Source organism: Quatrionicoccus australiensis, from assembly GCF_020510525.1.
GTDB classification, from domain to species: Bacteria; Pseudomonadota; Gammaproteobacteria; order Burkholderiales; family Rhodocyclaceae; genus Azonexus; species Azonexus australiensis_B.
Window position 1 is genome coordinate 3,328,132 of record NZ_CP075188.1, and the last position, 23,212, is coordinate 3,351,343.

Annotated in this window: 26 protein-coding genes, 2 tRNA genes and 1 other annotated feature; of the genes, 12 read left to right on the top strand and 16 right to left on the bottom strand. The window is 60.1% G+C overall.

All coding sequences use genetic code 11. The features are described from left to right. Positions 1-27 precede the first annotated feature (27 nt). Both KI612_RS15875 and aroC read right to left on the bottom strand, forming a co-directional pair. Positions 28-294 carry a YdcH family protein gene (locus KI612_RS15875; RefSeq protein ID WP_226441039.1) on the bottom strand — a complete coding sequence of 89 codons (267 nt, stop codon included), beginning with the start codon at positions 292-294 and terminating at the stop codon, positions 28-30. A 57-nt stretch (positions 295-351) separates the two neighbouring features. Then, complete coding sequence (gene aroC, locus KI612_RS15880) at positions 352-1,443, bottom strand: chorismate synthase (RefSeq protein WP_226441040.1); 1,092 nt, start codon at positions 1,441-1,443, stop codon at positions 352-354. Positions 1,444-1,480: 37 nt separating this feature from the next. Here aroC and KI612_RS15885 point away from each other — a divergent pair, with 37 nt between their 5' ends. Next, the gene (locus KI612_RS15885) at positions 1,481-1,639 is read left to right on the top strand and encodes a hypothetical protein (RefSeq protein WP_226441041.1); all 159 of its coding nucleotides are present in this window, start codon (positions 1,481-1,483) and stop codon (positions 1,637-1,639) included. 50 nt (positions 1,640-1,689) lie between these two features. On the opposite strand, the gene KI612_RS15890 is transcribed toward KI612_RS15885, so the two are convergent. Then, positions 1,690-2,139 carry a CBS domain-containing protein gene (locus KI612_RS15890; protein ID WP_226441042.1) on the bottom strand — a complete coding sequence of 150 codons (450 nt, stop codon included), beginning with the start codon at positions 2,137-2,139 and terminating at the stop codon, positions 1,690-1,692. A gap of 272 nt (positions 2,140-2,411) precedes the next feature. Between KI612_RS15890 and KI612_RS15895 the strand changes: the two genes are divergently transcribed. Continuing rightward, a complete protein-coding gene (locus KI612_RS15895) occupies positions 2,412-2,717 on the top strand; it encodes a helix-turn-helix domain-containing protein (protein ID WP_226441043.1) in 306 nt (101 codons plus the stop codon). 39 nt (positions 2,718-2,756) lie between these two features. Here the strand turns inward: KI612_RS15895 and KI612_RS15900 are convergent, their stop codons facing one another. Then, on the bottom strand, positions 2,757-3,593 hold the full coding sequence (locus KI612_RS15900) for a radical SAM protein (protein ID WP_226441044.1): 837 nt from the start codon (positions 3,591-3,593) through the stop codon (positions 2,757-2,759). Positions 3,594-3,637: 44 nt separating this feature from the next. Here KI612_RS15900 and queD point away from each other — a divergent pair, with 44 nt between their 5' ends. Beyond that, positions 3,638-4,090 carry a 6-carboxytetrahydropterin synthase QueD gene (gene queD, locus KI612_RS15905; protein WP_226441045.1) on the top strand — a complete coding sequence of 151 codons (453 nt, stop codon included), beginning with the start codon at positions 3,638-3,640 and terminating at the stop codon, positions 4,088-4,090. 62 nt (positions 4,091-4,152) lie between these two features. Next, on the top strand, positions 4,153-4,686 hold the full coding sequence (locus KI612_RS15910; protein ID WP_226441046.1) for a patatin-like phospholipase family protein: 534 nt from the start codon (positions 4,153-4,155) through the stop codon (positions 4,684-4,686). Here the strand turns inward: KI612_RS15910 and KI612_RS15915 are convergent. Next, a protein-coding gene (locus KI612_RS15915; RefSeq protein WP_226441047.1) for an IS3 family transposase occupies positions 4,683-5,914 on the bottom strand; the annotation gives its coding sequence in 2 pieces (ribosomal slippage) (positions 4,683-5,626 and positions 5,626-5,914; 1,233 coding nt in all). The two genes, KI612_RS15910 and KI612_RS15915, sit on opposite strands and share 4 nt — an antisense overlap. Continuing rightward, positions 5,520-5,636, bottom strand: a sequence feature (AL1L pseudoknot). (Overlaps the previous gene by 117 nt.) A 91-nt stretch (positions 5,915-6,005) precedes the next feature. Between KI612_RS15915 and KI612_RS15920 the strand changes: the two genes are divergently transcribed. Further along, positions 6,006-6,620 carry a patatin-like phospholipase domain-containing protein gene (locus KI612_RS15920; RefSeq protein WP_226441048.1) on the top strand — a complete coding sequence of 205 codons (615 nt, stop codon included), beginning with the start codon at positions 6,006-6,008 and terminating at the stop codon, positions 6,618-6,620. 29 nt (positions 6,621-6,649) lie between these two features. Here KI612_RS15920 and KI612_RS15925 read toward each other — a convergent pair whose 3' ends face one another. Both KI612_RS15925 and KI612_RS15930 read right to left on the bottom strand, forming a co-directional pair. Beyond that, a complete protein-coding gene (locus tag KI612_RS15925) occupies positions 6,650-6,898 on the bottom strand; it encodes a type II toxin-antitoxin system HicB family antitoxin (protein ID WP_226441049.1) in 249 nt (82 codons plus the stop codon). Between the two features lie 129 nt (positions 6,899-7,027). After that, positions 7,028-7,115, bottom strand: a tRNA-Ser gene (locus KI612_RS15930). A 134-nt stretch (positions 7,116-7,249) separates the two neighbouring features. Here KI612_RS15930 and KI612_RS15935 point away from each other — a divergent pair. Further along, positions 7,250-7,942, top strand: coding sequence for a Bax inhibitor-1/YccA family protein (locus KI612_RS15935; RefSeq protein WP_226441050.1), 693 nt, complete (start codon positions 7,250-7,252; stop codon positions 7,940-7,942). 48 nt (positions 7,943-7,990) lie between these two features. Here KI612_RS15935 and rlmD read toward each other — a convergent pair whose 3' ends face one another. Next, on the bottom strand, positions 7,991-9,289 hold the full coding sequence (gene rlmD / locus KI612_RS15940; RefSeq protein ID WP_226441051.1) for a 23S rRNA (uracil(1939)-C(5))-methyltransferase RlmD: 1,299 nt from the start codon (positions 9,287-9,289) through the stop codon (positions 7,991-7,993). A 51-nt stretch (positions 9,290-9,340) separates the two neighbouring features. On the opposite strand from rlmD, the gene KI612_RS15945 reads away from it, so the two are divergent. Then, positions 9,341-9,820 carry a DUF7931 domain-containing protein gene (locus KI612_RS15945; RefSeq protein ID WP_226441052.1) on the top strand — a complete coding sequence of 160 codons (480 nt, stop codon included), beginning with the start codon at positions 9,341-9,343 and terminating at the stop codon, positions 9,818-9,820. A gap of 126 nt (positions 9,821-9,946) precedes the next feature. Beyond that, positions 9,947-10,183: a hypothetical protein gene (locus KI612_RS15950; RefSeq protein WP_226441053.1), complete on the top strand. Its 237-nt coding sequence runs from the start codon at positions 9,947-9,949 to the stop codon at positions 10,181-10,183. A gap of 57 nt (positions 10,184-10,240) precedes the next feature. Here KI612_RS15950 and KI612_RS15955 read toward each other — a convergent pair whose 3' ends face one another. The 5 genes from KI612_RS15955 to KI612_RS15975 all read right to left on the bottom strand — a co-directional run bounded on the left by KI612_RS15955 (position 10,241) and on the right by KI612_RS15975 (position 15,030). Next, entirely contained in the window at positions 10,241-11,014 is a 774-nt protein-coding gene (locus KI612_RS15955; RefSeq protein WP_226441054.1) for an MBL fold metallo-hydrolase, read from the bottom strand. Further along, positions 11,011-12,138 carry an outer membrane protein assembly factor BamC gene (gene bamC, locus KI612_RS15960; RefSeq protein WP_226441055.1) on the bottom strand — a complete coding sequence of 376 codons (1,128 nt, stop codon included), beginning with the start codon at positions 12,136-12,138 and terminating at the stop codon, positions 11,011-11,013. Before bamC ends, KI612_RS15955 begins: the two co-directional genes overlap by 4 nt. A gap of 16 nt (positions 12,139-12,154) precedes the next feature. After that, positions 12,155-13,033 carry a 4-hydroxy-tetrahydrodipicolinate synthase gene (dapA, locus tag KI612_RS15965; protein WP_226441056.1) on the bottom strand — a complete coding sequence of 293 codons (879 nt, stop codon included), beginning with the start codon at positions 13,031-13,033 and terminating at the stop codon, positions 12,155-12,157. 79 nt (positions 13,034-13,112) lie between these two features. After that, positions 13,113-14,093: a tRNA lysidine(34) synthetase TilS gene (gene tilS, locus KI612_RS15970; protein WP_226441057.1), complete on the bottom strand. Its 981-nt coding sequence runs from the start codon at positions 14,091-14,093 to the stop codon at positions 13,113-13,115. Then, positions 14,062-15,030, bottom strand: a complete 969-nt coding sequence (locus KI612_RS15975; RefSeq protein WP_226441058.1) for an acetyl-CoA carboxylase carboxyltransferase subunit alpha — start codon at positions 15,028-15,030, stop codon at positions 14,062-14,064. Before KI612_RS15975 ends, tilS begins: the two co-directional genes overlap by 32 nt. Before the next feature lie 185 nt (positions 15,031-15,215). Between KI612_RS15975 and KI612_RS15980 the strand changes: the two genes are divergently transcribed. Next, positions 15,216-16,382: an EAL and HDOD domain-containing protein gene (locus tag KI612_RS15980; RefSeq protein WP_226441059.1), complete on the top strand. Its 1,167-nt coding sequence runs from the start codon at positions 15,216-15,218 to the stop codon at positions 16,380-16,382. Positions 16,383-16,385: 3 nt separating this feature from the next. Here KI612_RS15980 and KI612_RS15985 read toward each other — a convergent pair whose 3' ends face one another. Beyond that, the gene (locus tag KI612_RS15985) at positions 16,386-17,027 is read right to left on the bottom strand and encodes an MBL fold metallo-hydrolase (protein WP_226441060.1); all 642 of its coding nucleotides are present in this window, start codon (positions 17,025-17,027) and stop codon (positions 16,386-16,388) included. A gap of 119 nt (positions 17,028-17,146) precedes the next feature. Here KI612_RS15985 and KI612_RS15990 point away from each other — a divergent pair, with 119 nt between their 5' ends. Continuing rightward, the gene (locus KI612_RS15990) at positions 17,147-18,004 is read left to right on the top strand and encodes an HDOD domain-containing protein (protein ID WP_226441061.1); all 858 of its coding nucleotides are present in this window, start codon (positions 17,147-17,149) and stop codon (positions 18,002-18,004) included. A 48-nt stretch (positions 18,005-18,052) separates the two neighbouring features. Here KI612_RS15990 and KI612_RS15995 read toward each other — a convergent pair whose 3' ends face one another. Further along, positions 18,053-19,981 carry an ATP-binding cassette domain-containing protein gene (locus KI612_RS15995; RefSeq protein ID WP_226441062.1) on the bottom strand — a complete coding sequence of 643 codons (1,929 nt, stop codon included), beginning with the start codon at positions 19,979-19,981 and terminating at the stop codon, positions 18,053-18,055. Positions 19,982-20,100: 119 nt separating this feature from the next. Beyond that, positions 20,101-22,143 carry a methyl-accepting chemotaxis protein gene (locus KI612_RS16000; protein ID WP_226441063.1) on the bottom strand — a complete coding sequence of 681 codons (2,043 nt, stop codon included), beginning with the start codon at positions 22,141-22,143 and terminating at the stop codon, positions 20,101-20,103. A 277-nt stretch (positions 22,144-22,420) separates the two neighbouring features. Between KI612_RS16000 and KI612_RS16005 the strand changes: the two genes are divergently transcribed. Both KI612_RS16005 and KI612_RS16010 read left to right on the top strand, forming a co-directional pair. Next, positions 22,421-22,496: transfer RNA gene (locus KI612_RS16005), tRNA-Arg, on the top strand. Positions 22,497-22,527: 31 nt separating this feature from the next. Then, on the top strand, positions 22,528-23,037 hold the full coding sequence (locus KI612_RS16010; RefSeq protein WP_226441064.1) for a hypothetical protein: 510 nt from the start codon (positions 22,528-22,530) through the stop codon (positions 23,035-23,037). The last annotated feature ends 175 nt before the right edge of the window (positions 23,038-23,212 follow it).

A 23,212-nucleotide genomic window follows, 5' to 3' on the forward strand; every position in this document is an offset into this window, starting at 1 on the left:
GGATGCAGGTGCGGACGGCGGCCCGGATCAGGCCTGGGCGGCTTGCTGGCCGGCGCGGAAGGCAAGCAGCATGTGATAGAGCTCGTCCTTGAGCTTGATGCGCTGCTTCTTCATGTCTTCGATGGTGAAATCCGCCACCGGCATGTCGTGTTCTTCCAGATCCTCAACCCGTCCGGTCAGGCGCTGGTAACTCGCATACAGCTTGGCAAAGTGCGAATTGCCGGCCTTGAGGGCGTTGATGGCATCATTGAATTCCGGAAATTCATGATTGAGGTCGTGATGTTCGATCTGCATGCTGCTCTCCCTGAAGCAAAAGCCGCCCACTGGCGGCAATAAAAAATCTTGCGCCGATCAGCCCGGAATGCGCGGCATGCTGCAAACGACGTCGCCGCATTGCGCCCGATGGCGCAGGGCGTGATCGATCAGCACCAGCGCCAGCATGGCTTCGGCAATCGGCGTCGCGCGGATACCGACACAGGGGTCGTGCCGTCCCTCGGTCGCCACCAAAATCGCATTGCCCTGACCGTCGACCGAGTGGCGCGCTTGCGCAATCGATGACGTCGGCTTGATCGCCATGTTGACGATGATTTCCTGGCCGGTCGAAATGCCGCCTAGGATGCCGCCAGCGTGATTGCTGGCAAAGCCCTGCGGCGTCATTTCATCGCCGTGCTCGCTGCCCTTCTGGGCAACCGAAGCGAAGCCGGCACCAATCTCGACACCCTTGACCGCATTGATGCCCATCATCGCATAGGCGATTTCGGCATCCAGGCGATCGTAGACCGGTTCGCCCCAGCCCGGAGGTACGCCGGTCGCCGTGACGGTGATCTTGGCGCCGACCGAATCAAGCGACTTGCGCAGGCTGTCCATATAGGACTCCAGTTCCGGCACGATGGCGGCGTTCGGCGCGAAGAAGGCGTTGCCGTCGATGTCGTCGGCCGACACGAAGGGAATCTCGAGCGGCCCGAGCGCGCTCATCCAGCCACGGATTTTGACGCCGTAACGCTCGTCCAGCCACTTGCGGGCAATCGCCCCGGCCGCAACGCGCACCGCGGTTTCGCGGGCCGACGAGCGACCGCCACCGCGGTAATCGCGGAAACCGTATTTCTGGGTGTAGGTGTAGTCGGCATGACCGGGCCGGAAGGTTTCGGCGATATTGCCGTAATCCTTGCTGCGCTGGTCCTGGTTGCGGATCAGCAGGCCGATCGGCGTGCCGGTGGTCTTGCCTTCGAAGACCCCGGACAGAATCTCGACGGTATCCGGCTCGCGGCGCTGCGTCACATGCCGCGACGTGCCTGGCTTGCGCCGGTCCAGTTCGGCCTGGATATCGGCGGCACAGAGTGCCAGCCCGGGCGGGCAGCCATCGACGACACAACCGATCGCCGGGCCATGCGATTCGCCAAAGGAAGTAACGGTAAACAGGGTGCCAAAGGTATTGCCGGACATGGAGCGCTACAGTCTAAAATGGATGCAGGAGTTTACCATGCCAAGCAAAAAGCCCCCGGTTGGCGCGTCGACCGCCAGCAAACCGGCCAATCGCCCGCCCCTTCGCCAGCACGCCACGACGAAGGCGCCGAATGCGCGCCAGCAGCCCGACAACCGCTGGCAGCGCAGCAAGCGTTACGGCTGGGATGGCCGCTAAGCCGGCATGAAAAAAGGCGGCCGCAGCCGCCTTTCCTGAAACCTGCCCGCTCAGATCTGCGGCTCGTCCGGCCAGTTCTTGATGTAACTCTTCAGCATCTGGTTCTCGAAACCCTGCTCGTCGAGCACCGCCTTGGCCACATCGAGGAAGGAAATGACGCCCATCAACTCCTCGCCGTTCATCACCGGCATGTAGCGCGAACGCTTTTCGATCATCAGGCGACGCAGGTCATTGGCCTCCATCTCCGGGAAAACGGTAACCGGGTTCTTGAGCATGACGTCGCGTACCTTGAGCCCATCGCTCGGGCACAGTCCCTGTTGCTTCAAGGCAACCAGAACCTCGCGAAACGTCAGCATGCCGGCCATCTTGCCGTTTTCCATGACCACCAGGGAGCCGACGTCAAACTCCGCCATGGCATCAATCGCCGAAGCCAGGGATTGTTCCGGCGTCGTCGTATAAAGCGCCCCACCCTTGACGCGAATGATTTCCCGCACCTGCATTGCAGTCTCCCGACAAAATTTTATTTAACGGACCGATCTTAGAGCATCCCTCTGTTTTACGGAAGGCCAATTGCGGAAAGCCTCACAGGCACTGCATTAGGCGCAATCAACCCCATGAATGAAATGGTTTTCCGGAAATATTTCCGAAAAAATTTATGGCATTGGCACTTGCACAACCCGATCGGCATCTATACACTAGGTCATATTACCTAAGTCATACACCGCTAGGATGCTTGGGTAGCCTAATTACACTAGCGTATGGAGAGTGGATAATGACTGCCGTCAAAACCATCGAAAAAATCGACGCTCGCGAGATCCGTCGCAAACTTGGCCTCAACCAACAACAATTCTGGTCCACGCTGGGCGTTACCCAGAGTGGCGGTTCCCGCTACGAAAGTGGCCGCAACATGCCGAAGCCGGTGCGTGAACTGCTCCGCCTGGTGCACGTCGAACAGATCGACATCAAGTCGATCAAGCGCGACGACTGGGAAGTGGTCGAGTACCTCAAGGCCAACGAACCGGAACTGTTCAAGTCCCTGAAGAAGTCGGCTCGCGGCCGCGCCAAGAAGGCAGCCTGAATTAAGGCCTGAAGCGGTCGTCGACCGCTGCGACGGGCATCACGGGGAAACCATCACCCGGATGCCCGTTTTTTCATGGATCTCCTGCGCGAACGATTCGAGTTCGGCAGCCGGCAAGCGAGTCAGTCGCGGTGCCGCAGGCTGCAACGAAGGCCGCGCCAGACCATAGAGATGCACACCGGCCAGACGCGCCGCCAGCGGCTTGAGCAATTCACAATAAGCGTCACGCGCCATTGCCGGCGGCGCCTCGCCATCCAGACCGAACCAGCAGGTCTGCACCCAGGTCGCAGCCAGACCACTGCAGGTTTCCAGGTTGCGGGCAATCTTGTCGGGTGACATCGGTACGCCGTTCACTTCGGCAACACCGGCCGCATCAACCCGGTCGACCTTGAACCAGACTTCGCCACCCAGCTCGCCGAGACGGCGAATACCCGCCTGAACTTCCGGACGATGCAGGAAACTGCCGTTGGTGATCAGCCGTACGGTCAACTGCCCGTCCAGGCCAAATTTGCCGAGCACCTTGCCGACCCGGTCAACGGCCGCGGCGAACTCCGGCGCACTGGTCGGCTCGCCATTGCCGGAGAAGGCAACATCCATCAGACGTCGCGCCTCCGGCGGCACCTGCCGCTGCATGAAATCGCCGTGCAGCACATCCATCAGAAAGCCGGCCAGCTCGCTTTCAAGAAGATCGAGATCGATCGGCGGCGGCCCGCCGCGCGTCAGATTATCGACCTGACAATAAAGACAGGCCCAATTGCAGGCATTGTTGGTATTGAGATTGATCCCGATCGAAACGCCGCCGGCGCGACGCGACACGACCGGATAGACATAACGCAGGCCGGCGCTGTCGCGGCGATGATCGTCTGTGGTGAGCATGCCGCATTGTATAATCCGCGACCGTCTTGCAGAGCAAAACCGCCATGTTTATCACCCGCCGCCTCGAGTTCGATGCCGGGCATCGCATCCCCGACCACAAAAGCCAGTGCCGCCACCTGCACGGGCATCGCTACGTCATCGAAATCACCCTTTCCGGCGGCGTCATCGACAAGGCTGGCGACGCCGCCAACGGCATGGTGATGGATTTCTCGCAGGTCAAGGATCTCGCCAAGACCCACCTGGTCGACGCCTGGGATCATGCCTTTCTTGCTTTTGCCGGCGATACCGCGATTGTCGAGTTCCTGAACTCCCTGCCCGAGCACAAGACGGTTGTCCTAGACCGCGTACCGACCGCCGAGAACCTGGCCCGCATCGCCTTCGAGCGCCTCGACGCCGTCTATCGCGACACTTACGGCAATCACCTGCAACTCGAACAGGTTCGTCTTTACGAAACCCCCAACTGCTGGGCCGACGCGGTGCGCGCCCGACTCGATTGAACGGACCGGCCGCCACCCCTATACTGCCCTGAAAACAAGGACAGATAAAAAGGGAGGCGGCCATGAGTGAATCTGCAGCACCAGCAGACAAGGCAAAGACCGCCCTCATCCTGACCGGCGGCGGCGCCCGGGCCGCCTACCAGGTCGGCGTGTTGCTTGCCATCGCCAAGCTGTCACACAAGCGCCGACACAATCCCTTCCCTATTCTCTGCGGCACTTCGGCCGGCGCCATCAATGCTGCCGGCCTTGCCTGCATGGCCGACAACTTCGGCAAGGGCGTCGGCATCCTCGCCAGCATCTGGCGCAACATGCAGGCCGGCGACATCTATCGCGCCGATGCAATCGGCGTCGGCGCCTCCGGCGCCCGCTGGCTTTCGGCACTGGCCCTGGGCTGGCTGATCGGCAACCCGCCCCGCTCCCTGCTCGACAATAGCCCGCTCCGGGACTTGCTCAGCCGCAACCTGGACTTCACGGGAATCGAGCGCGCCATCAACAGCGGCGCCCTGCACGCACTGAGCATTTCCGCCTCCGGCTACGAGTCCGGCGAAAACATCAGTTTGAATCGCCCCGGGTTTCGTAGAGGCTCCGTGGTTTAAGTGCAGGCGTGTTCAGCCTGCGCGGTGAGTTGCAGATAATACCGATCCTCAGCCTCGGCGGGTGGGATGTAGCCGATGGGCTCAAGGAGTCGTTGATGGTTGAACCAGGTCACCCATTCGAGGGTGGCGAGTTCCAGGGATTCCACCGTTTTCCAGGGGGGCCGGCGATGGATTAGCTCCGCTTTGTATAAACCGTTGATGGTTTCGGCCAGGGCATTGTCGTAACTGTCGCCCTTGCTACCGACAGAGGGCTCGATACCTGCCTCGGCCAGTCGCTCGGTGTAGCGGATGGAAACGTACTGCGAGCCGCGATCTGAATGATGGATCAAGCTGGCATCCCGTTCTGGTTGGCGAGCATAGAGCGCCTGTTCCAGGGCATCTAGAACAAAGTCGGTGCGCATTGAGCGACTGACCCGCCAACCGACGATACGGCGGGCAAACACGTCGATGACGAAGGCGACATAGACAAATCCTGCCCAAGTGGAAACGTAGGTGAAATCGGAAACCCACAACTGATTCGGCCGATCTGCCTTGAACTGTCGATTGACCCGATCCAGCGGGCACGACGCCGCGGCGTCACCGAAGGTGGTTCGTACCACCTTACCGCGCCTCACGCCGCGCAGACCCAGCCAGCGCATCAGGCGCTCGACGGTGCAACGCGCGACCTGAATGCCTTCCCGCTGCAATTGCCGCCAAACCTTGTCGGCGCCATACACCTGAAAGTTGCTCTGCCAGACGCGCTGGATGTGCGGAGTCAGGAAGGCATCCCGGCGGGCCCTGGCACTCAGCAAAGAGGGATCGCGCTGGCGTGCGGCGTGGCGCCAATAAGCGGACGGGGCGACCTGCAACAACGTGCAGATCGGCTCGACCCCGAAACGCTCACGGTGCCGGTCGATGAAGGCCCTCACTTCTTCTTGAGGCGGTCGAGCTCCGCCTGCGCGAAAAACGCACTGGCCAATCGCAGAATCTCGTTGGCCTGCCGCAGTTCCTTGACTTCGCGTTCCAGCGCCTTGATGCGCTCGCGCTCGGCGGTCGGAATGCCATCACGTACGCCGGTATCGACTTCGTGTTTCTTGACCCACTCGTGCAGCGTCACCGTTGAACAGCCAATCATCGGCGCTATCGACTCGACCGCTGCCCATAGCGAAGGTCGATCCTTGCGTGCTTCCTGGACCAACCGTACGGCGCGCTCTCTGACTTCCGGGGAATATTTGTTCGTCTTACTCATGGCTCCATTCTCTCAAGAAATGGAGCCTCCTCAATTCCCGGGGCGATTCAGTTTCTTTCAGGCACACCCAGCGGCCAAGCCGTGGAATCGAGTGCAGCGCCTGGGCATCCGCTCGGAAATCGGCGTAGATCACCTGCTCGCCTCAAGCGCCATTCCATTCATTTTCCCGGCCACCCGGATTCACCGCGAATACTTCGGCGACGGTTCGATGCGCCAGCTGGCACCGATCTCGCCGGCCATCCACCTCGGCGCCGAACGCGTCCTGATCATCGGCGCCGGCCGCGCCAATGAAAATCAGCCACGCCGCGGCAGCGAAGACTATCCGTCCCTGGCGCAAATCGCCGGCCATACGCTATCAAGCATTTTTCTCGACGGCCTGGCGGTCGACATCGAAAGAATGCAAGGAATCAACCAGATGCTGGCAGCCAGCGAAGGGCAAGTACACGCCACCAGGGGTATGCGCCCGATCCGGACACTGGTCATTTCCCCCTCGCAGCGCCTCGACCGGATTGCCGCCGAGCATGCCGACGCCCTGCCCTGGCCGGTCAAACTGCTCCTGACCGGGCTCGGCGCAATGAATCGCCAGGGCGGCGCCCTGACCAGCTATCTCTTGTTTGAAAAGCCCTTTACCAGAGCCTTGATCGATCTTGGCTACGCCGACACCATGGCGCGCAGCGCAGAGGTCAGCAGTTTCCTGGAGCTGTAAAGCAGGCCGGGAGTTACCCGGCGCAGCAATCAGTAATCCGATTCATCGGACTCTTCATCATCCGCCGCATCAGCGTCTTCATCTTCATTTTCGCCGGCCCGGAATGCGGCTTCTGCATTGCGCTCGAAGAACAGCTCGATCGCTTCACGCAGATTCGCCAGGGCCTCCTCTTCGGTATCGCCGTCACTCGCAACATCGATATCCAGACAACGGGCGACGAAAATGCCGTCTTCCGGATAAACCTCGTATTTGATCTTGTACGGTACAGGTTGGTTCATGGCGGGAATTGCGCAGTCTGGCGGGGAGTCTCAAGTGGGGACTGAAAATGGCGGCTGGCGGAACCTGGCTTGCGGCCGCTTCGGGCAAACGCCCGGAAAATCAAGCTCTCCCGGCAAAGCCGGGGATGCTGGCGGGTCCGGTGAGATTCGAACTCACGATGGATTTCTCCACGCCGGTTTTCAAGACCGGTGCATTCAACCGCTCTGCCACAGACCCACAGGGCGCGCATGATAGCACAGAGCAACCGGAGCTGCCTCGCCCCGGGAGAAGGTAACCGGAGCACGATTGAAACTTTTGTCCGGCTCCGTTAGTCTTAACCTTCGTTACATCCTTCAAAGGGTATTTCCCGCATGAACACTAACTTCGACATTGTCGGCCAGGGCACTCCGCAACTGGCACTTCAACAGAACCGCGTGCTGCGCAACACCTACATGCTGCTCGGCCTCTCCATGGTGCCGACGGTACTCGGCGCACTGCTCGGCATTCAGATGCAGTTCAGCTTCATGGCGGGCAGCCCGTTCATTTCCTTCCTGCTGTTCATGGGCATCGCTTTCGGCTTCATGTGGGGCATCGAGAAGAACAAGAACAGCAGCGTGGGCGTTGCCCTGCTGCTTGCCTTCACCTTCTTCATGGGCCTGATGCTGTCGCGCATCCTGCAGGTCGCTCTCGGCTTCAGCAACGGCGGCTCGATGATTGCGCTGGCCGCGGGTGGCACCGGCGCCATCTTCTTCACGATGGCCAGCATCGCCACGGTGAGCAAGCGCGATTTCAGCAACATGGGCAAGTTCCTGTTCATCGGCATGGTCGTCGTATTGCTGGCCGCCGTTGCCAACATCTTCTTCCAGATCCCGGCCCTGTCGCTGACCATCGCAGCAGCCGTCGTCGTGATTTTCTCGGCCTACATCCTGTACGACATCAGCCGCATCGTGCAGGGCGGCGAAACCAACTACGTCAGCGCAACCCTGGCGGTCTACCTCGATATTTACAATGTTTTCGTCAGCCTGCTGCAACTGCTCATGGCGCTGACCGGCGAACGCGACTAAATCCGCAACTTGCCAGAAAAAAGAGCGGCTTCGGCCGCCCTTTTTGCATCATGCGCGCTCGAAGACGGCAATCGACTCGACGTGCGAGGTATGCGGGAACATGTTGAATGCCCCGGCCGAAACGAACCGGTAGCCATGCACATTGACCAATACGGCCGCATCGCGCGCCAGCGTCGCCGGGTTGCATGAGACATAGACAATGCGGCGCGGCCCGTTTGCCCCGATCGCCTTGACCAGCTCCATGGCCCCCTCGCGTGGCGGATCAATCAGCATCTTGTCGAAATGACCGAGGGCTGCAAGCGAGGCTTCCGTACACTCGAAAAGATTGGCAACGCCAAACTCGACCAGCCCGGCCAGACCATTGGCCTCGGCATTTTCGCGCCCGCGGCGAACCAGCGCCTCGCTGCCTTCGACACCGACAACACTCGCCCCCGAACGCGCAATCGGCAGCGTGAAATTGCCCAGACCACAGAACATGTCGGCAATCCGCTCACCGGGCTGCGGCTCGAGCAGGCGCAGCGACCGACGCACCAGAACGCGATTGACCGCATGATTAACCTGGGTAAAGTCAGTCGGCCGGAAATCGAGCTCAAGATCGAACTCCGGCAAGGTGTAGGACAGGCGCGGACCGGGCAGCGGATAAAAACGATAGGCGCTATCCGGCCCCTTCGGCTGCAGGTAGAGAACGACGTTGTGCTGATCGGCGAAGGCGCGCAACAATTTTTCATCCGGCGTTTTCAGGGGCTCGAGAATGCGCAGCAGCAATGCCGTGCAGTGTTCACCAACGGAAACATCGATTTGCGGCAAGCGATCGGCAATCGACAGCGAGTCGACCAGGGCCCGCAGCGGCATCAGCAATGCCGAAACATGCGGCGCCAGGACATCGCAGGTCCTGATATCGGCAATATAACTGCTCCGCCACTCATGAAAGCCAACCAGCACGCCGCCCTTGTTGACCAGCCGGCGCACACCGAGGCGCGCGCGGTGGCGGTAGCCCCAGGGCGCACCATGCACGGGCGGCAGGATCGTTTCCGGCCTGACCCGGCCAACGTGCCAGAGACTGTTCTCAAGCACCCGCTGCTTGGCTGCCACCTGTGCAGCCGGGTCCATGTGCTGCATGGCACAACCACCGCAGATGCCGAAATGCGGGCAACGTGGCTCGATTCGCGCCACCGAAGGCTTCAGGACGCGGACCAGATGCGCCAGTTCATAACTCGGCTTCCGGCGAAAACTGGCGTATTCGACCGTCTCACCGGGCAGGGCACTGTCGACAAAGACAGTCTTGCCCTCCTGGCGAGCAATTCCTCTCGCTTCATGGTCCAGCGACTCGATGATCCCGATTGGCACGGTCAACTCCGGAAAAAGCGCGAATTCTAACAATCGGCTAAACTGAACGCCATGGCACGCGAACTGATCACCTCCTGGGGCGACTACCAGTCAGCCATCGACCGCCTGCTGTCGATGGCCGAACGTCGCATCTGCATCTATGACGAAGACCTTTCCCAGCTTCGTCTTGAGTCCAGCGGACGTCACAGCAGACTGAAACACCTGCTGCGCGCCGAAAACTCGACCGCTTCCATTCGTTTGGCGGTTCGCAACGGCGAACCCTTGCGCCGGCAAAACCCGCTGACGATGGGACTGCTCGCCAGCTTCAACCACAAGATTGCAGCCCTGGAAACACCGCCCGGACTTTCCCACTTGCGCGACTCGATGATCCTGGTTGATGACCGCTACGGCCTGATCCGCTTCGAACGCGACTTGCCGCGCAGCAAACTGCTGATTGATGAACCGGAAGAACTCCGCTCCTACCTGGCACGCTTTGAAGAAATGTGGCGCGAGGAAGGCAGTTCGATCAGCGCCACCACGCTGGGCCTGTGATAAGCGCATATTGCTGCACAGCAACACAAACAAAAATTTATTTTATTGCTATAATCGGTGACTGATTAGGTCGTTCCTGATCTCTAAATTTTGGCGTATACCGCTTCTTGTCGATAAGGAAATCTCATGAATAAGTCTCTTCTCGTTGCTGCTCTGCTTGCTGTTGCCCTGACCGCTTGTGGCAAAAAAGAAGCCCCGGCTCCTGAAGCCGCTCCGGCCGCTGCTCCGGTCGCTGCCCCGGCTGCTGAAGCCAAGCCGGCTGAAGCCGCTGCCCCGGCTGCTGAAGCCAAGCCGGCTGAAGCCGCTGCCCCGGCTGCTGAAGCCAAGCCGGCTGAAGCCGCTGCCCCGGCTGCTGCCAAGTAATAGCTTTTCAGCACAGCAAAAACGGAGCTTCGGCTCCGTTTTTTATTGCCTGCTTTTTTATTGCCGGCTCAATTCCCGCCAGGCAAACCCGGCATCCTGCATGGCTACGCCGATCCACTCCTGCGCACAGCCCAGCACCTCGGCAAGCGCCCTGGTCGCAAGCTCAGGCAAGTTGTTCCGTTCACTCAGATGCGCCGCCACCAGACACTGCAGGCGCGAGCAATCCATCCTCGCCAGCAGCCCAGCCGCCATCGAATTTTCCAGATGACCGAGACGGCCGGCAATGCGCCGTTTGAGTGAAGCCGGATAGGATGAGTTGGCGAGCAAGCCGGCATCGTGGTTGCATTCAAGAACCAGGCCGTCACACCCTGACAGAACCCCACAAACGTGTGGTGTGATTTCACCGATATCGGTCAAGACCCCCAGGCGGCACCCCGCTCCGGAAAAGACGTACTGCACCGGCTCGCGCGCATCGTGCGGCACAGGAAAGGGTTGCACCTCAAGATCACCGACCGAAAAGGACGCATGGCTATCGATGATGCGCAGATCAAGCCCGGCATCACTTTCCCGGCAGGCCGCCCAGGTGCCGTGCGTCAACCACACAGGCAAGCCATGCTTGCGGGCAAGGCGAAAAACACCCGCCACGTGATCGCCGTGTTCATGTGTTACCAGAATGCCGGACAGATCAGCCGGCGTTCGCCCGAGGCTTTGCAGCCGGACCGCGGTTTCCCGCAGTCCGAAACCGCAATCCAGCATCAGGCAGCTCGCCCCGGACTCGACGAGCAGCGCGTTACCCGCACTGCCGCTGCCGAGCGAAGCAAAGCGGATCACTGCAACTGCTGATAAAGCAGTGCGAGAATTTTCTTGGCAGTGTCGGAACGATCCGTACCACCTTCGCTGGTCAAGACCTGAACCACCGTCATGGAGCCGGCATCGCTCAGATGCACACGATATTGCACCTTGCTCGAGGCCGCCGCATCTTTACCCTTCCAGAAAGCCAGTTTCGAGAAGAAGCCGTCATCCTTTTTGGTGTTATCGGCATCAGGATCGACGTAACGAACGAAGTACAGGCCGCGCGAACGATCCCTGTCCTCAACAGTGAATCCAACGCGATCCAGAGCGAGGCCGACACGACGCCAGGCGCGATCAAAACGCTCAAGCACCTCAAGCGTGCCTGAACCATCATCAGCCTTGGCCAGTTTGGCACGCGGCTCGGCCTTGGCGGCGGCAATCGAAACCTCCGCCCGCTTTTCTTCGGAGCCCAGACGCACCATCAGGCGACGCAGCATTTCTGCTTCCAGTTCCGGATCGGGCTGGCGCGGCTGCCAGCGGGTTTCATCCTTGGCAGAAGAGGTATAGACCTCTTCCATTGCACGATGACTGATGAAAATATCCGTCGTGCCGGGCTCAGCACCTGCTTCAAAACGGGTACGGAACTTGTCGCGCTCGCCGGTCGAATACAGGGAATCGAGCAAGCCGCCCAGGGTATTGCGAATGAAATCATCGCCGATCTTGGCGCGATTTTCGGCCCAATCGGTTTCCATCACTCCGGCATCAGGAAGCTCCTGCTTGATGATGAAACCGGTTTCCTGCCAGAAATCCTTGACGGTATCCCACAGCTTGTCGGCAGGCACGGCAACAACCAGCCAGCGCTGATTGCCGGAGCGCTCGACGCGAACCTTGTCCACCTGCGGCAAAACGACGGAATTCTGCGCCTGGCCGACAACCGAACGATCTGCGGTGTAAGCAGAGAAGGTGGCGCTGCCTTTGCCATTGGCATCCGGCACGGCATAACGGTCATCACGCGCCACCTGCGACAGGTCGGGCGGCACTTCAAGTGTCGGAACCTTGCCCGCCGACTTGTAGTCGATCTTGCGGGCTTCGGGAATCATGCTGCAGCCGGTCAGGGCAAGAACCAGCAGGGAAAGGGAAAGGCTGTGCAGCCGACGATTCATGGTTACTTCGCTCCGCTCAGGCAAGGACACCAGCCAGGCGCATGGCGGCGAGCACACGCGGCTGGTTGGCTTCGGACAGGGTGGTCAGGGGCAGACGAATGGCGTTGGCGGCAAGGCCCAACTTGTGCACCGCCCACTTGACCGGAATCGGATTGGCTTCGCAGAACAGATCGCGATGCAGGCCCAGCAGCTTGAAATGGATTTCACGAGCCCTGGCAACATCCCCTGCTGCTGCAGCAACACACATTTCATGCATCAGGCGCGGCGCGACGTTGGCGGTCACCGAGATGTTGCCGTGGAAGCCAAGCATGATCGAGGCGATGCAGGTCATGTCATCGCCGCTGTAGAGGGCGAAATCCTTCGGAGCACGGGCGATCAGGTCGCTGGCACGATCGAGGTTGCCGGTCGCATCCTTGACACCGACGATACCCGGCACTTCGGCCAGACGCAGAATGGTGTCGTTGCTCATGTCGGCAACGGTACGACCCGGTACGTTATAGAGCAGCACGGGCAGCTCGACCGCTTCGGCAATCGCCTTGAAATGGCGATAGAGGCCTTCCTGCGTCGGCTTGTTGTAGTAAGGCACGACCGACAGACCCATGGTCGCGCCGGCACGCCGCGCAAATTCGGTCAGTTCGATGGCTTCTGCCGTCGAATTGGCGCCGGTCCCGGCAATCACGGGAATACGACCAGCCGCATGATCAACCGTCACGCGGATCAATTCGCAGTGTTCCTCGACGTTGACCGTCGGTGACTCACCCGTCGTACCGACAACGACGATCGCATCGGTTCCTTCTTGCACATGGAAGTCGACCAGGTTGCGCAGGGAGTTCAAATCGAGGCTGCCATCCTCGTGCATGGGGGTGACGATGGCGACAATGGATCCAGTAATCATGGCCTTGTTTGCGAGATGATAATTTGTCGATTGTAACTGAAGGGTCGGAACTGCGGATAGCAGGCTGGGTAACAGATTGTTATTTTTGCGACAGCCAGTGCAATTGCCGCTCGGCAACCCGCATGACGCCATCCGGCAGCTGCAGCGCAGGATGACGGTCGGGTGCAGCGGCAAGCAGTTGCCGGGCAAACTCGTCGAGACGTGCGGCGACCGGAACCTGCCAGCCCAAGGTGCGAAGACGATGACGCAACAGGTTTTTCAGGCGCGGCAATGACAACTGTCGCAAACGCGGCATGGAAGCAGAAAGCCCTGTCATTTCGCTGACATTTTGCCAGTCGACCGCTGCCAGCTCGGCAAGGAGCTCATCAGCCTCGCCAAAATGCGCCGCCGCCTGTGCCAGAGAGGCCTCTGCCGCAGGAAAGCGCTCCCCGAGCAGAGGCAACACCTCGTGACGCAAGAAGTTGCGCGAATACCGGGTATCCGCATTACTTTCGTCTTCAATCCAGGGCAAGCCGTGCAGCCGGGCGTAGTCCTCCAGCGTACTGCGCGCAACACCCAGCAGCGGGCGCAGCAAACGCCCCTTGCCAAGCGAACGCACAGGCGGCATACCGGAAGCACCGGTCACTCCGGCACCACGTACCAAGTTGAACAAGAGGGTCTCGGCCTGATCACCCTGATGGTGGGCCAGCACCAGATTGTCAGCACCACACTGAATCAGGGCGGCATAGCGTGCAGCCCGCGCAGCAGCCTCAAGACCGAGGCCGCTCTGCCGCTCGACACTGACCCGGGCAATTTTGAGCAAAACCGGGAGTCGACCGCAAAAATCGCTGCAGAACTCTGCCCAGGCATCGGCATGCAGGGAGAGGCCGTGGTGGACGTGCATGGCGCTCAGGCGCCCTCCCAGACCCAGACCACTCAGGAGATGCAGCAGGACGACGGAGTCGCAGCCGCCGGAAAGGCCGACACAAAGCGATTCGGTCGGCGCCAGGCGGGCGGCGAGGAAAGCGCCGACCCGTCCGGGCAGATCGTCAGCTGACGGCTTGTTCCTTGAAGCGGCCATAACTCATCAGCCGCTCGTAGCGGGTTGCCAGAAGCTCGTCGGTCGACATCGAGGAAAGCTGCTTGAGGGCTTCCTGCAGTGCCTTCTTCAGCGACTGTGCCATCGCCGGGTGATCACGATGCGCGCCACCAAGCGGCTCGGGCACGATCTTGTCGATCAGACCCAGGGTCTTCAGGCGTTGCGCCGTAATCCCCATGGTTTCAGCGGCATCCGGTGCGCGCTCGGCACTCTTCCAGAGAATGGAAGCACAGCCTTCCGGCGAAATCACCGAATAGGTCGAGTACTGCAGCATCTGTACCGTATCGCCAACGGCGATGGCCAATGCACCGCCTGAGCCGCCTTCACCAATGATGGTGACAATGACCGGCACCTTGAGTTCGGCCATCATGTACAGATTGCGACCGATTGCTTCGGACTGGCCGCGCTCTTCGGCATCGATGCCGGGATAGGCGCCCGGCGTATCGACAAAGGTCATTACCGGAATGCCGAACTTTTCCGCCAGCTTCATCAGGCGCAGGGCCTTGCGATAGCCTTCCGGACGCGGCATGCCGAAGTTGCGATAGATCTTTTCCTTGGTATCGCGCCCTTTCTGGTGACCGATCACCATCACCGGCTGGCCGTTGAAACGGGCCAGACCGCCAACAATCGCGTGATCGTCGGCAAAGGCACGATCACCGTGCAACTCTTCGAAATCGGTGAAGATCAGCGACAGATAGTCCCGCGTATAAGGGCGCTGCGGGTGACGGGCCACCTGCGAAATCTGCCAGGGCGACAGCTTGGCGTAAATATCCTTGGTCAGCTGGTTGCCCTTCTTCTCCAGCCGCTCGATCTCTTCGGAGATATCGACGGCGGAATCATCCTGGACAAAGCGCAACTCTTCGATTTTAGCTTCGAGGTCGGCAATGGACGACTCGAAGTCGAGGAAACTTGTTTTCATGGACAGCTCGGTTTCTGGATCGGCGTGTATTTTACCCTAAAGGATTGCCGGACCCGATTTCAATGTTTCACGAACGGCCTATCTACTGCCAAAGCACAGCCAAATCCCGAAAAGACGCCAATCGAGATAACGAAAGCCGGCGGATTTTGCTACCATCTTCGAAAACAAGACGAAGAAAGCAAGACATGCCTGTTGATGACCTGTTGTTCCTTCACCCCTTGCTGGGCGCGGACGACTCCTGGTCCGGTTATCTGGTGGAATCTGCCGCAGATGCCACGCCGGAAGAAAAAACACTCGCCCGGCTTTGCCAAAACCCGACCGTTGCCGAGTTCGACCACCGCCAGCCCTGGCTGCTGCCGACCCAAACGGGGCTGGACAACAAGAGCCAGATCAGCAATCTGGTTCAGGTTTTCGTGTCAGCAAATCTCGCCACTTCCAAGGAACACGAAGAAAACCTGCGCAAGGGACGCCACACACTGGGCCTCGCCATCGCATCCGGCGAGAAACTGCCGATGACCGGCACCTGGGATTACCTGCTGCTGAGCGCGAGCCACGCGCGCACGCTGCCGCCGTTCACCCTGCTCGGACAGGCCAGCCGAACCATCATCGTCATTACCGACGTGCACAGCCACGCCGATTACACCTGGAGCCAGGGCAATGCCTGCTCATTATCTACAGCCGAGTTCCTGCTGACCCGCAACAGCACCGGCAAACGGGCCGACATGACCCGGATCAAGCTGCTCGAGATGCTTGCCCTGATTGCCGAAGATGCCGACACGGCGGCCATCGAAGCAATCTTCCGGCAAGAACCCAAACTTTCGTACAGCCTGCTGCGCCTGGTCAATTCGGCCGCTCTCGCGCCGCGCAGTCCGATCACCAGCTTTGCCCAGGCCATCAACCTGCTGGGGCGCCGGCAACTGCAGCGCTGGCTGCAACTATTGGTCTATGCCGATCCCGACAACGGACACCGCCCCAACCCCCTGTTGCAGAAGGCGGCTGCGCGCGGCCGACTGCTTGAACTTCTGGCCCCGGCCTTGACACCAGCCGTGAGGGGAGACAGCCCTGGGGATGCCGCTTTCATGACCGGCGTCTTCTCGTTGCTCGATGCCCTGCTCAACATGTCAATGAGCGAAATCCTGCAACAACTGCCCCTGCAGGAAATCGTGCATCAGGCACTGGCCGAACATGCCGGTCCGCTCGGTCAACTGCTGCAGGCGATCGATTCCGCCGAGAGCCGCGACCTCAAAACGGCGGCACGCCAACTGGAAGCGCTGTCGATCAGTGGCGAAACCTTCCTCGAAGCCCAACTCACCGCACTGAGCTGGGCGGCGAAGATCCACCCGGCGCCCTGAAGCCTAGCCGAAGCGGCCGCTCAGGAAGGGGTTGTAGCGGCGCTCTTCGCCAAACGTGGACATCGGCCCGTGCCCCGGCACGAAGTCGGTTTCATCACCGAGCGGAAAAAGCTGTTCCTTGATCGAACGCAGCAGCGTGTCGTGATCGCCCTTCGGGAAATCAGTCCGTCCGATTGATCCCTGGAACAGCACATCGCCAACCTGCGCCAGATGACTGGGCGCATGATGAAAAACAACATGCCCCGGGGTATGCCCCGGACAATGCAGCACGTCCAGTTCGACCTCGCCGAAGGAAACCTTGTCGCCCCCCTTCAGCCAGCGCGTCGGCTCGAAGGTCCGGACATTCGGAAAACCGAACATCTTGCTCTGTTGCGGCATGCCTTCGATCCAGAAACGATCGTCTTCATGCGGCCCTTCAACCGGCACCGTGACCCGCTCCAGAAGCGCTGCCACACCACCGGCGTGATCGATATGGCCATGCGTGACAAGAATCTTGGCCAGCGTCAGCTTTTCCTCGGCCAGCACCTGCAGGATGCGTTCGATATCGCCCCCCGGATCGATCACCGCGGCCTGGCGGGTCTTTTCACACCAGAAGATGGTGCAATTCTGTTCAAAGGGGGTAACCGGAACAATGGTGTAGCGCATGGCAAAAACCGGGATGATTGAGCAGGCCTGATTATCGCATGCGCCCTTGCCCGGCGAGAGCACCACCCTTACACTCTGCGCACCGGAGAGACAGCCGTTTTCTGAAGGATGACAAATAAATGATCGACCATCCATTGCCCGACATTGACAGCTGGGTGCTGTTTTTCAGCAACAACACCCTGCCGGTACTGCGCGTCACCAAGCGCCGGATCAGTGAAATGCGGCAAAACCTGGACCGCGTCGATGCCCGCGAACTGGCCCGCGTCATCCTGCAGGACCCGATCATGACCGTCCGGGTTCTCGCCTATATCCAGCCGATGCGCGGCCGCTCGCTGCAACATGACATCACGACCATCGCCAGCGCCGTGATGATGGCCGGCATCGAACCCTTCTTCAAACGCTTCGACGAGTTGCTGACCATCGAAGATCAGTTGAAAGGTGCGGACACCCACGCCCTGCTCGGCATCCTGCAGATCAGCCGGCGCGCCCAGCGTGCGGCCGACTATGCCCAGGAATGGGCGATCTGGCGCCACGACATCAACATGGAAGAGGTCCGTATTGCTGCGCTGCTGCACGATCTGGCGGAAATCCTGGTGTGGTGTTCAGCGCCGGCGCTCGGTCTCGACATTCTTGCACGCCAGAAAGCGCAGCCGACATTGCGCAGCGCCGAAGCCCAGCGCCAGGTACTGGGCCTGACCTTCCAGGACATCCAGCTTGAGCTTTGCCGCGTCTGGCACCTGCCGGAACTGCTGCTGCGCCTGATCGACGATGACCATCTCGGCAATCCGCGTGTCCAGAATGTTGCCCTGGCCGTACGGCTGGCTCGCCACTCGGCACACGGCTGGGAGGATCCGGCCCTGCCCGACGACTACAAGGACATCGGCCAGCTGCTCAACATCACCCCCGAAGCCGTTCGCCAGCGCCTCGGGCTTGAGCCTATGCCGGCCCGCGAAGCCGACGGCAACGACGGCCTGTAAAAAAGAAAAGGCCGGTTCGCCACCAAGGCAAGCCGGCCGGACATCAAATCAGGCGGGTTTGTCGCTGCGCGCCTCGAGAATCTCCCAGCGCTCGAGCAAGCCCATCAATTCATCATCGATCAGCGCCAGTCGCTCGGCCGCCTGTTGCGCCCCCGCCGGATCGGTCTGATAGATCGCCGGATCTTCGAGGCGCTTGCTCAGACTGGCCTGTTCATCCTCCAAACCGGAGATTTTTCCCGGCAACTCTTCGAGTTCGCGCTGCTCCTTCCAGGACAATTTTTCCAGCTTCGGCTTGACCGGATCAGCCGCTTTGGCCGCAGACTGTTTGGCATCCGATTTCTGGCGAGCCGCTTCTTCCTTCTGCAGGCTGGCCTTGTAGTTTGCCCAGTCGCTGTAACCACCGGCGTATTCGCGCCACTGGCCGTTGCCTTCGGCGGCGATGGTCTGGGTTACCACGTTGTCGAGGAAGGTCCGGTCATGGCTGACCAGGAACAAGGTGCCGGTATATTTGGCGAGCAGTTCCTCGAGCAATTCCAGGGTTTCGATATCGAGGTCGTTGGTCGGTTCGTCCAGCACCAGCACATTGGCCGGCTTGGCAAACAGGCGGGCCAGCAGCAAACGGTTACGCTCACCACCGGACAGCGAACTGACCGGCGAACGGGAGCGTTCCGGCGCAAACAGAAAATCTTCCAGATAGCCGATCACATGCTTCTTGGCGCCACCGATTTCAACCCAGTCGGAACCCGGCGAGATGACATCGCTCAGCGTTGAATCCGGATTCAACTGGGTGCGAAACTGGTCGAAATACGCGACATCGATCTTCGTGCCCATACGGACAATGCCGCTATCCGCCTGCAACTCGCCAAGGATCATCCGCAACAGCGTCGTCTTGCCGGCACCATTCGGACCGATCAGGCCGATCTTGTCACCGCGCTGGATGCGAATGGAGAAATCATCAACGATGACGCGTTGACCGAAGCGCTTGCCGACATGCTCCAGTTCGGCGACCAGCTTGCCGCTCTTGTCGCCGGCATCGAGCTGCAGATTGACCTTGCCCATGCGCTCACGCCGAGCCTGCCGTTCGGCGCGCAACTGGTCGAGACGCTGAACGCGGAAGACCGCACGTGTCCGGCGTGCTTCGACGCCCTTGCGGATCCAGATTTCTTCTTCCTTGAGCAGCTTGTCGGCGCGGGCGTTGGCCAGGCCCTCCTCGTGCAGTTGCGCTTCCTTGCGCACCCCGTATTCCTTGAAGCTGCCCGGGTAACTGGCCAGTTTGCCGCGATCGAGCTCGACGATGCGCGTACAGACGCGGTCAAGAAAGGAACGGTCGTGGGTGATGAAGAACAAGGTGGTGTTGGTTTCGATCAGCAGGTTTTCCAGCCACTCGATGGCCGCAATATCGAGGTGGTTGGTCGGCTCATCGAGGAGCAGAACCTCGGGCGCCACCGCCAGCGCCTGGGCCAGGGCCAGACGCTTCTTCTGGCCGCCGGACAGGCTGCCGACATTGGCTTCCGGATCGAGTCCGAAACGGTCGATGACGCGCTCCGCCTGCGCCTCGTAGGTCCACGCACCACAGGCTTCAAGCTCGTGCTGCAGGGTTTCCATGCGATCCATCAGCGCCTCGTGATCGCCCGTGCCTTCGGCCATCTGATGCGACACTTCATGGTAGGCGGCGAGCAGCTTGGCGGCCTCGCCCATGCCGGAGGTGACCGCCTCAAACACGGTCTGGTCGGGATCGAGCGGCGGCTCCTGCGGCACGTAACCAACGCGGATGCCGGGCTGCACCCAGACCTCGCCGTCGTCGAGCTTGCCGCGCCCGGAGCCGGCAGCCAGCGCGGCGAGCAGGGAAGACTTGCCGGTGCCGTTACGCCCGATCAGCGCGACGCGCTCACCGGGATCGAGCAGAAAATCGGCATGATCAAGAAGCGGCACATGGCCGTAGGCGAGACAGGCATCGGAAAGTTTTAGGTAAGGCATGGCACCGGCTGAAAGCGGCGCCCCGGAGGCGCCGCGATGGAAAGAACCGGGATTCTATCCGCTCAGCGGCACTCCGGAAAAACATCCGGCAAAACAGGCGGCATCCGACCGCCAGCAAGTCAGAGCGTAAACCGCGCGAGCTGGGCCTGCAAGTCGCTGGACAGGCGTTGCAGATTTTGCGCCCGACCGCTGTTTTGCTGCGCCCGGCTGTTGCTGCCTTCTGCCGACTGGGCAATATTTTCGACCAGACGGGCGATTTCCTGACTGGCTGCACTTTGCTCGCGCGTACTGTCGGCAATGCCGTGCACGACATTGACCGTTTCCTGCGCGTGCTGATCGATGGTCAGGAGCGAATCGCCGGCATCGCGTGCCAGGCTGACACTGCCCGTCATGTTGGTACTCACCGCCTGCATGCGCTGCACGGCGGTGCCGGTTTCCTGCAGGATGGCCGCCACCGTGGTCGAGATTTCCTGGGTCGACAGCGCCGTCCGTTCGGCCAGTTTGCGCACCTCATCGGCCACGACGGCAAAGCCGCGCCCCTGCTCGCCGGCCCGTGCCGCCTCGATCGCCGCATTGAGCGCCAGCAGGTTGGTCTGATCGGCAATTTCCCGAATCACCCCGACCACACTGGAGATCTGCTTCGAACGCTCGCCCAGCGACTCGATCAATTGTGCTGACTCGTTGATATCACTCGCCACCCGCTCCAGTTCGTTCATCGCACGATGCACCACATCACGGCCGCTGCCGGTAACCACCTTGGCCTCTTCGGAAATTTGCGCCGCATGATTGGCGTTGTCGGCAACGTGCGTAATGCTGACCGACAGCTCCTCAACCGATGCGGCAATGCCGGAGGCTGACTGCGAAGCCTGTTCGGAACTTTGCAACGCCAGTTTTGCGGCGCCCTCCAGCTCATTGGCCGCGACTCCGACCTGGGCCGAGGTGGTTGCAACACCACTCACCAGATTGCGCATGCTGCCGGCCATTTCGTTGAAGGCATGACCGATGGCCTGCACTTCATTACGACTGCCCGCCTCGGCATCTCGCACCGATGCACGCAAGTCACCGGCACTGATGCGCGCCACTTCCTGGACCAGCAAGGACAGGCCGCGCAGGCGCGAACTGACCAGCAGATAGATCACCACCGCCAGCACCAGCGCCGCCGCGATACTGATCAGTACCAGGAGGTTGCGCAGGGCATGGCTTTCCTCGAGGTACTCATCGAGCCAGCTGCCGGTTGCCACCGTCCACCCCCACGCCGCAGAGGTTGCGGCATAGATGATTTTTTCACGCTCACGCCCCGACTCATCGGGCAGGGAATAACGCAACACTCCGTTCTTGAGCTTGATCACCTCGGTCACCGCCGCCTTCGACGCGGCCGACAAATCAAGGTCGGCAACAGTCTTTTCCTGGAATTTCGGATGCAGCACGAATTCGCCTATGGATTTTTCATCCGTCGGGCGCACGATATAGACATAGCCGGTCTTGCCGGCCTGCAGACTGCCAAACTGCGCACGCAGCCGTTGCAACTCGCCATCCAGCCCGATCCGTACCGAGTAGGCGCCCCAGACCTTGCCATCCGCAGCCTTGAATACCTTCACCGTGCTGAAATTGTATTTGCCACCGCGTATCGCCAGCCCCTGATAATCCTTGCCGGCCAGCACCGCCTTGGCGACCGGATCGTTGTCGCCAATCGGCACGCCGTTCATCGACTTGCCATCCTTGTCCTTCAGCAGGGTACTCAAGCGGTAAAGCTTGCCCTCCTTGACCACCAGAAAAGCCGTCTCCTCACCGGTCAACTCCTTGAAAACACGCAAAATCCGTTCATTGCCGTTGAGTTGCTCGCTCCCCAGGCGAACGACCGGCAAATCAACCTCGCCGGTTCTGACCATCCCCTGCCCAAGCTCGGGCTTGCCACCGGCATAGCGCAGAAAAAATTGCGACTGGTTTTCACCACGGACCTTGATTGCCTCAAAAAGGGAGTCGAGCGTCCCCGCCATCAACTGCGCCTCATGCTGCAGATTTTTTTCGGCCACGGCGATAGCCGCGCTATCCGCCTTGATCTGGACAATGATGGTCATCACCGAAAAAACCAGCAGCAAGGCCGCAAGGGTGGCCACGATCAATTGTTGCGCAATAGGCCGGCGCTGAAGGGCTGCGAACATTTTTTGTCTCCCCGAGATTCTTCTGATGCATAGCAATCTATCACAAGGGGTGCGAGCACCGGTACAATGCGCGCCTGCCAGCCGGGCATGCGGCGCCTCCATAGTTAAATGGATATAACACGCCCCTCCTAAGGCGAATTGCTATCCAATAAAATTATAGAAAAACCCGCCGTAAGCCGCATGAATAAAGGATTCTTAAACAAGAAGTCATTTCACAAAATCCCAATATTTTGCAGAAAATCCCAAGCTCTGATGGGATAAAATTGGGACGCTGGACGCCTCCATAGCTCAGTGGATAGAGCACCTTCCTCCTAAGAAGGGGGTCGCACGTTCGATTCGTGCTGGGGGCACCAAAAATCAGTCCTACCCGGAACCAACATACGGATGCAACACCGCGCAGAAATCCTCGCTGAGCTTCAAGCCGAATTTGGCAAAAAGAAGCTCTTAACGCCTCAGGACATCGCGCCACACATTGCCCGTTCGCCGCAAGCCCAAGCCAATCTTCGGTGCCGTGGCCGCTTCCCGCTCGCAAAAAAAGTTCAAGGGCGCATCGTCATTTCAATTTATGACTTGGCAGATTTCCTAGACGACCCGGAAAGTTTCGATTCAGAAGCAGGCCCAGCGAGTACCGCTCCCGCGCCGCCAGCATCACCCCGTCTCAAGGCCAGCAAGACTGACACAAGCAAGGCTACTCGTCGCCCACCCAGCCTAGGCAAAACCTTGAACTGCTTTGCCCAGACGCTTGACAACCTGCAAACACAGCTCGAATTTGGTAATCAGCTCTTTCGCTTTCTTGAAGAGATTGAGCTATTGCGGCAATCAGCAGCCGATGAACGCAAAGCCAAGCGGAACAAGAACAAACCACCTCAGGCAAGCAGAAGCTCAACTATTTAAGCGACAAAAAAGCCCCGACTCGCGCTTGACCAAGACGCCAGTTAGGAAAAAACGCATTGCATCTGGAATAATAGTCTCCCTCGATCAAAAGAGCATACAAGGGAGCATAGGGCGTGCGTTTAATACAAAACAGCGGCAATGACCGCGTAGTTGATGCCTTGCGGGATGTTGCTTG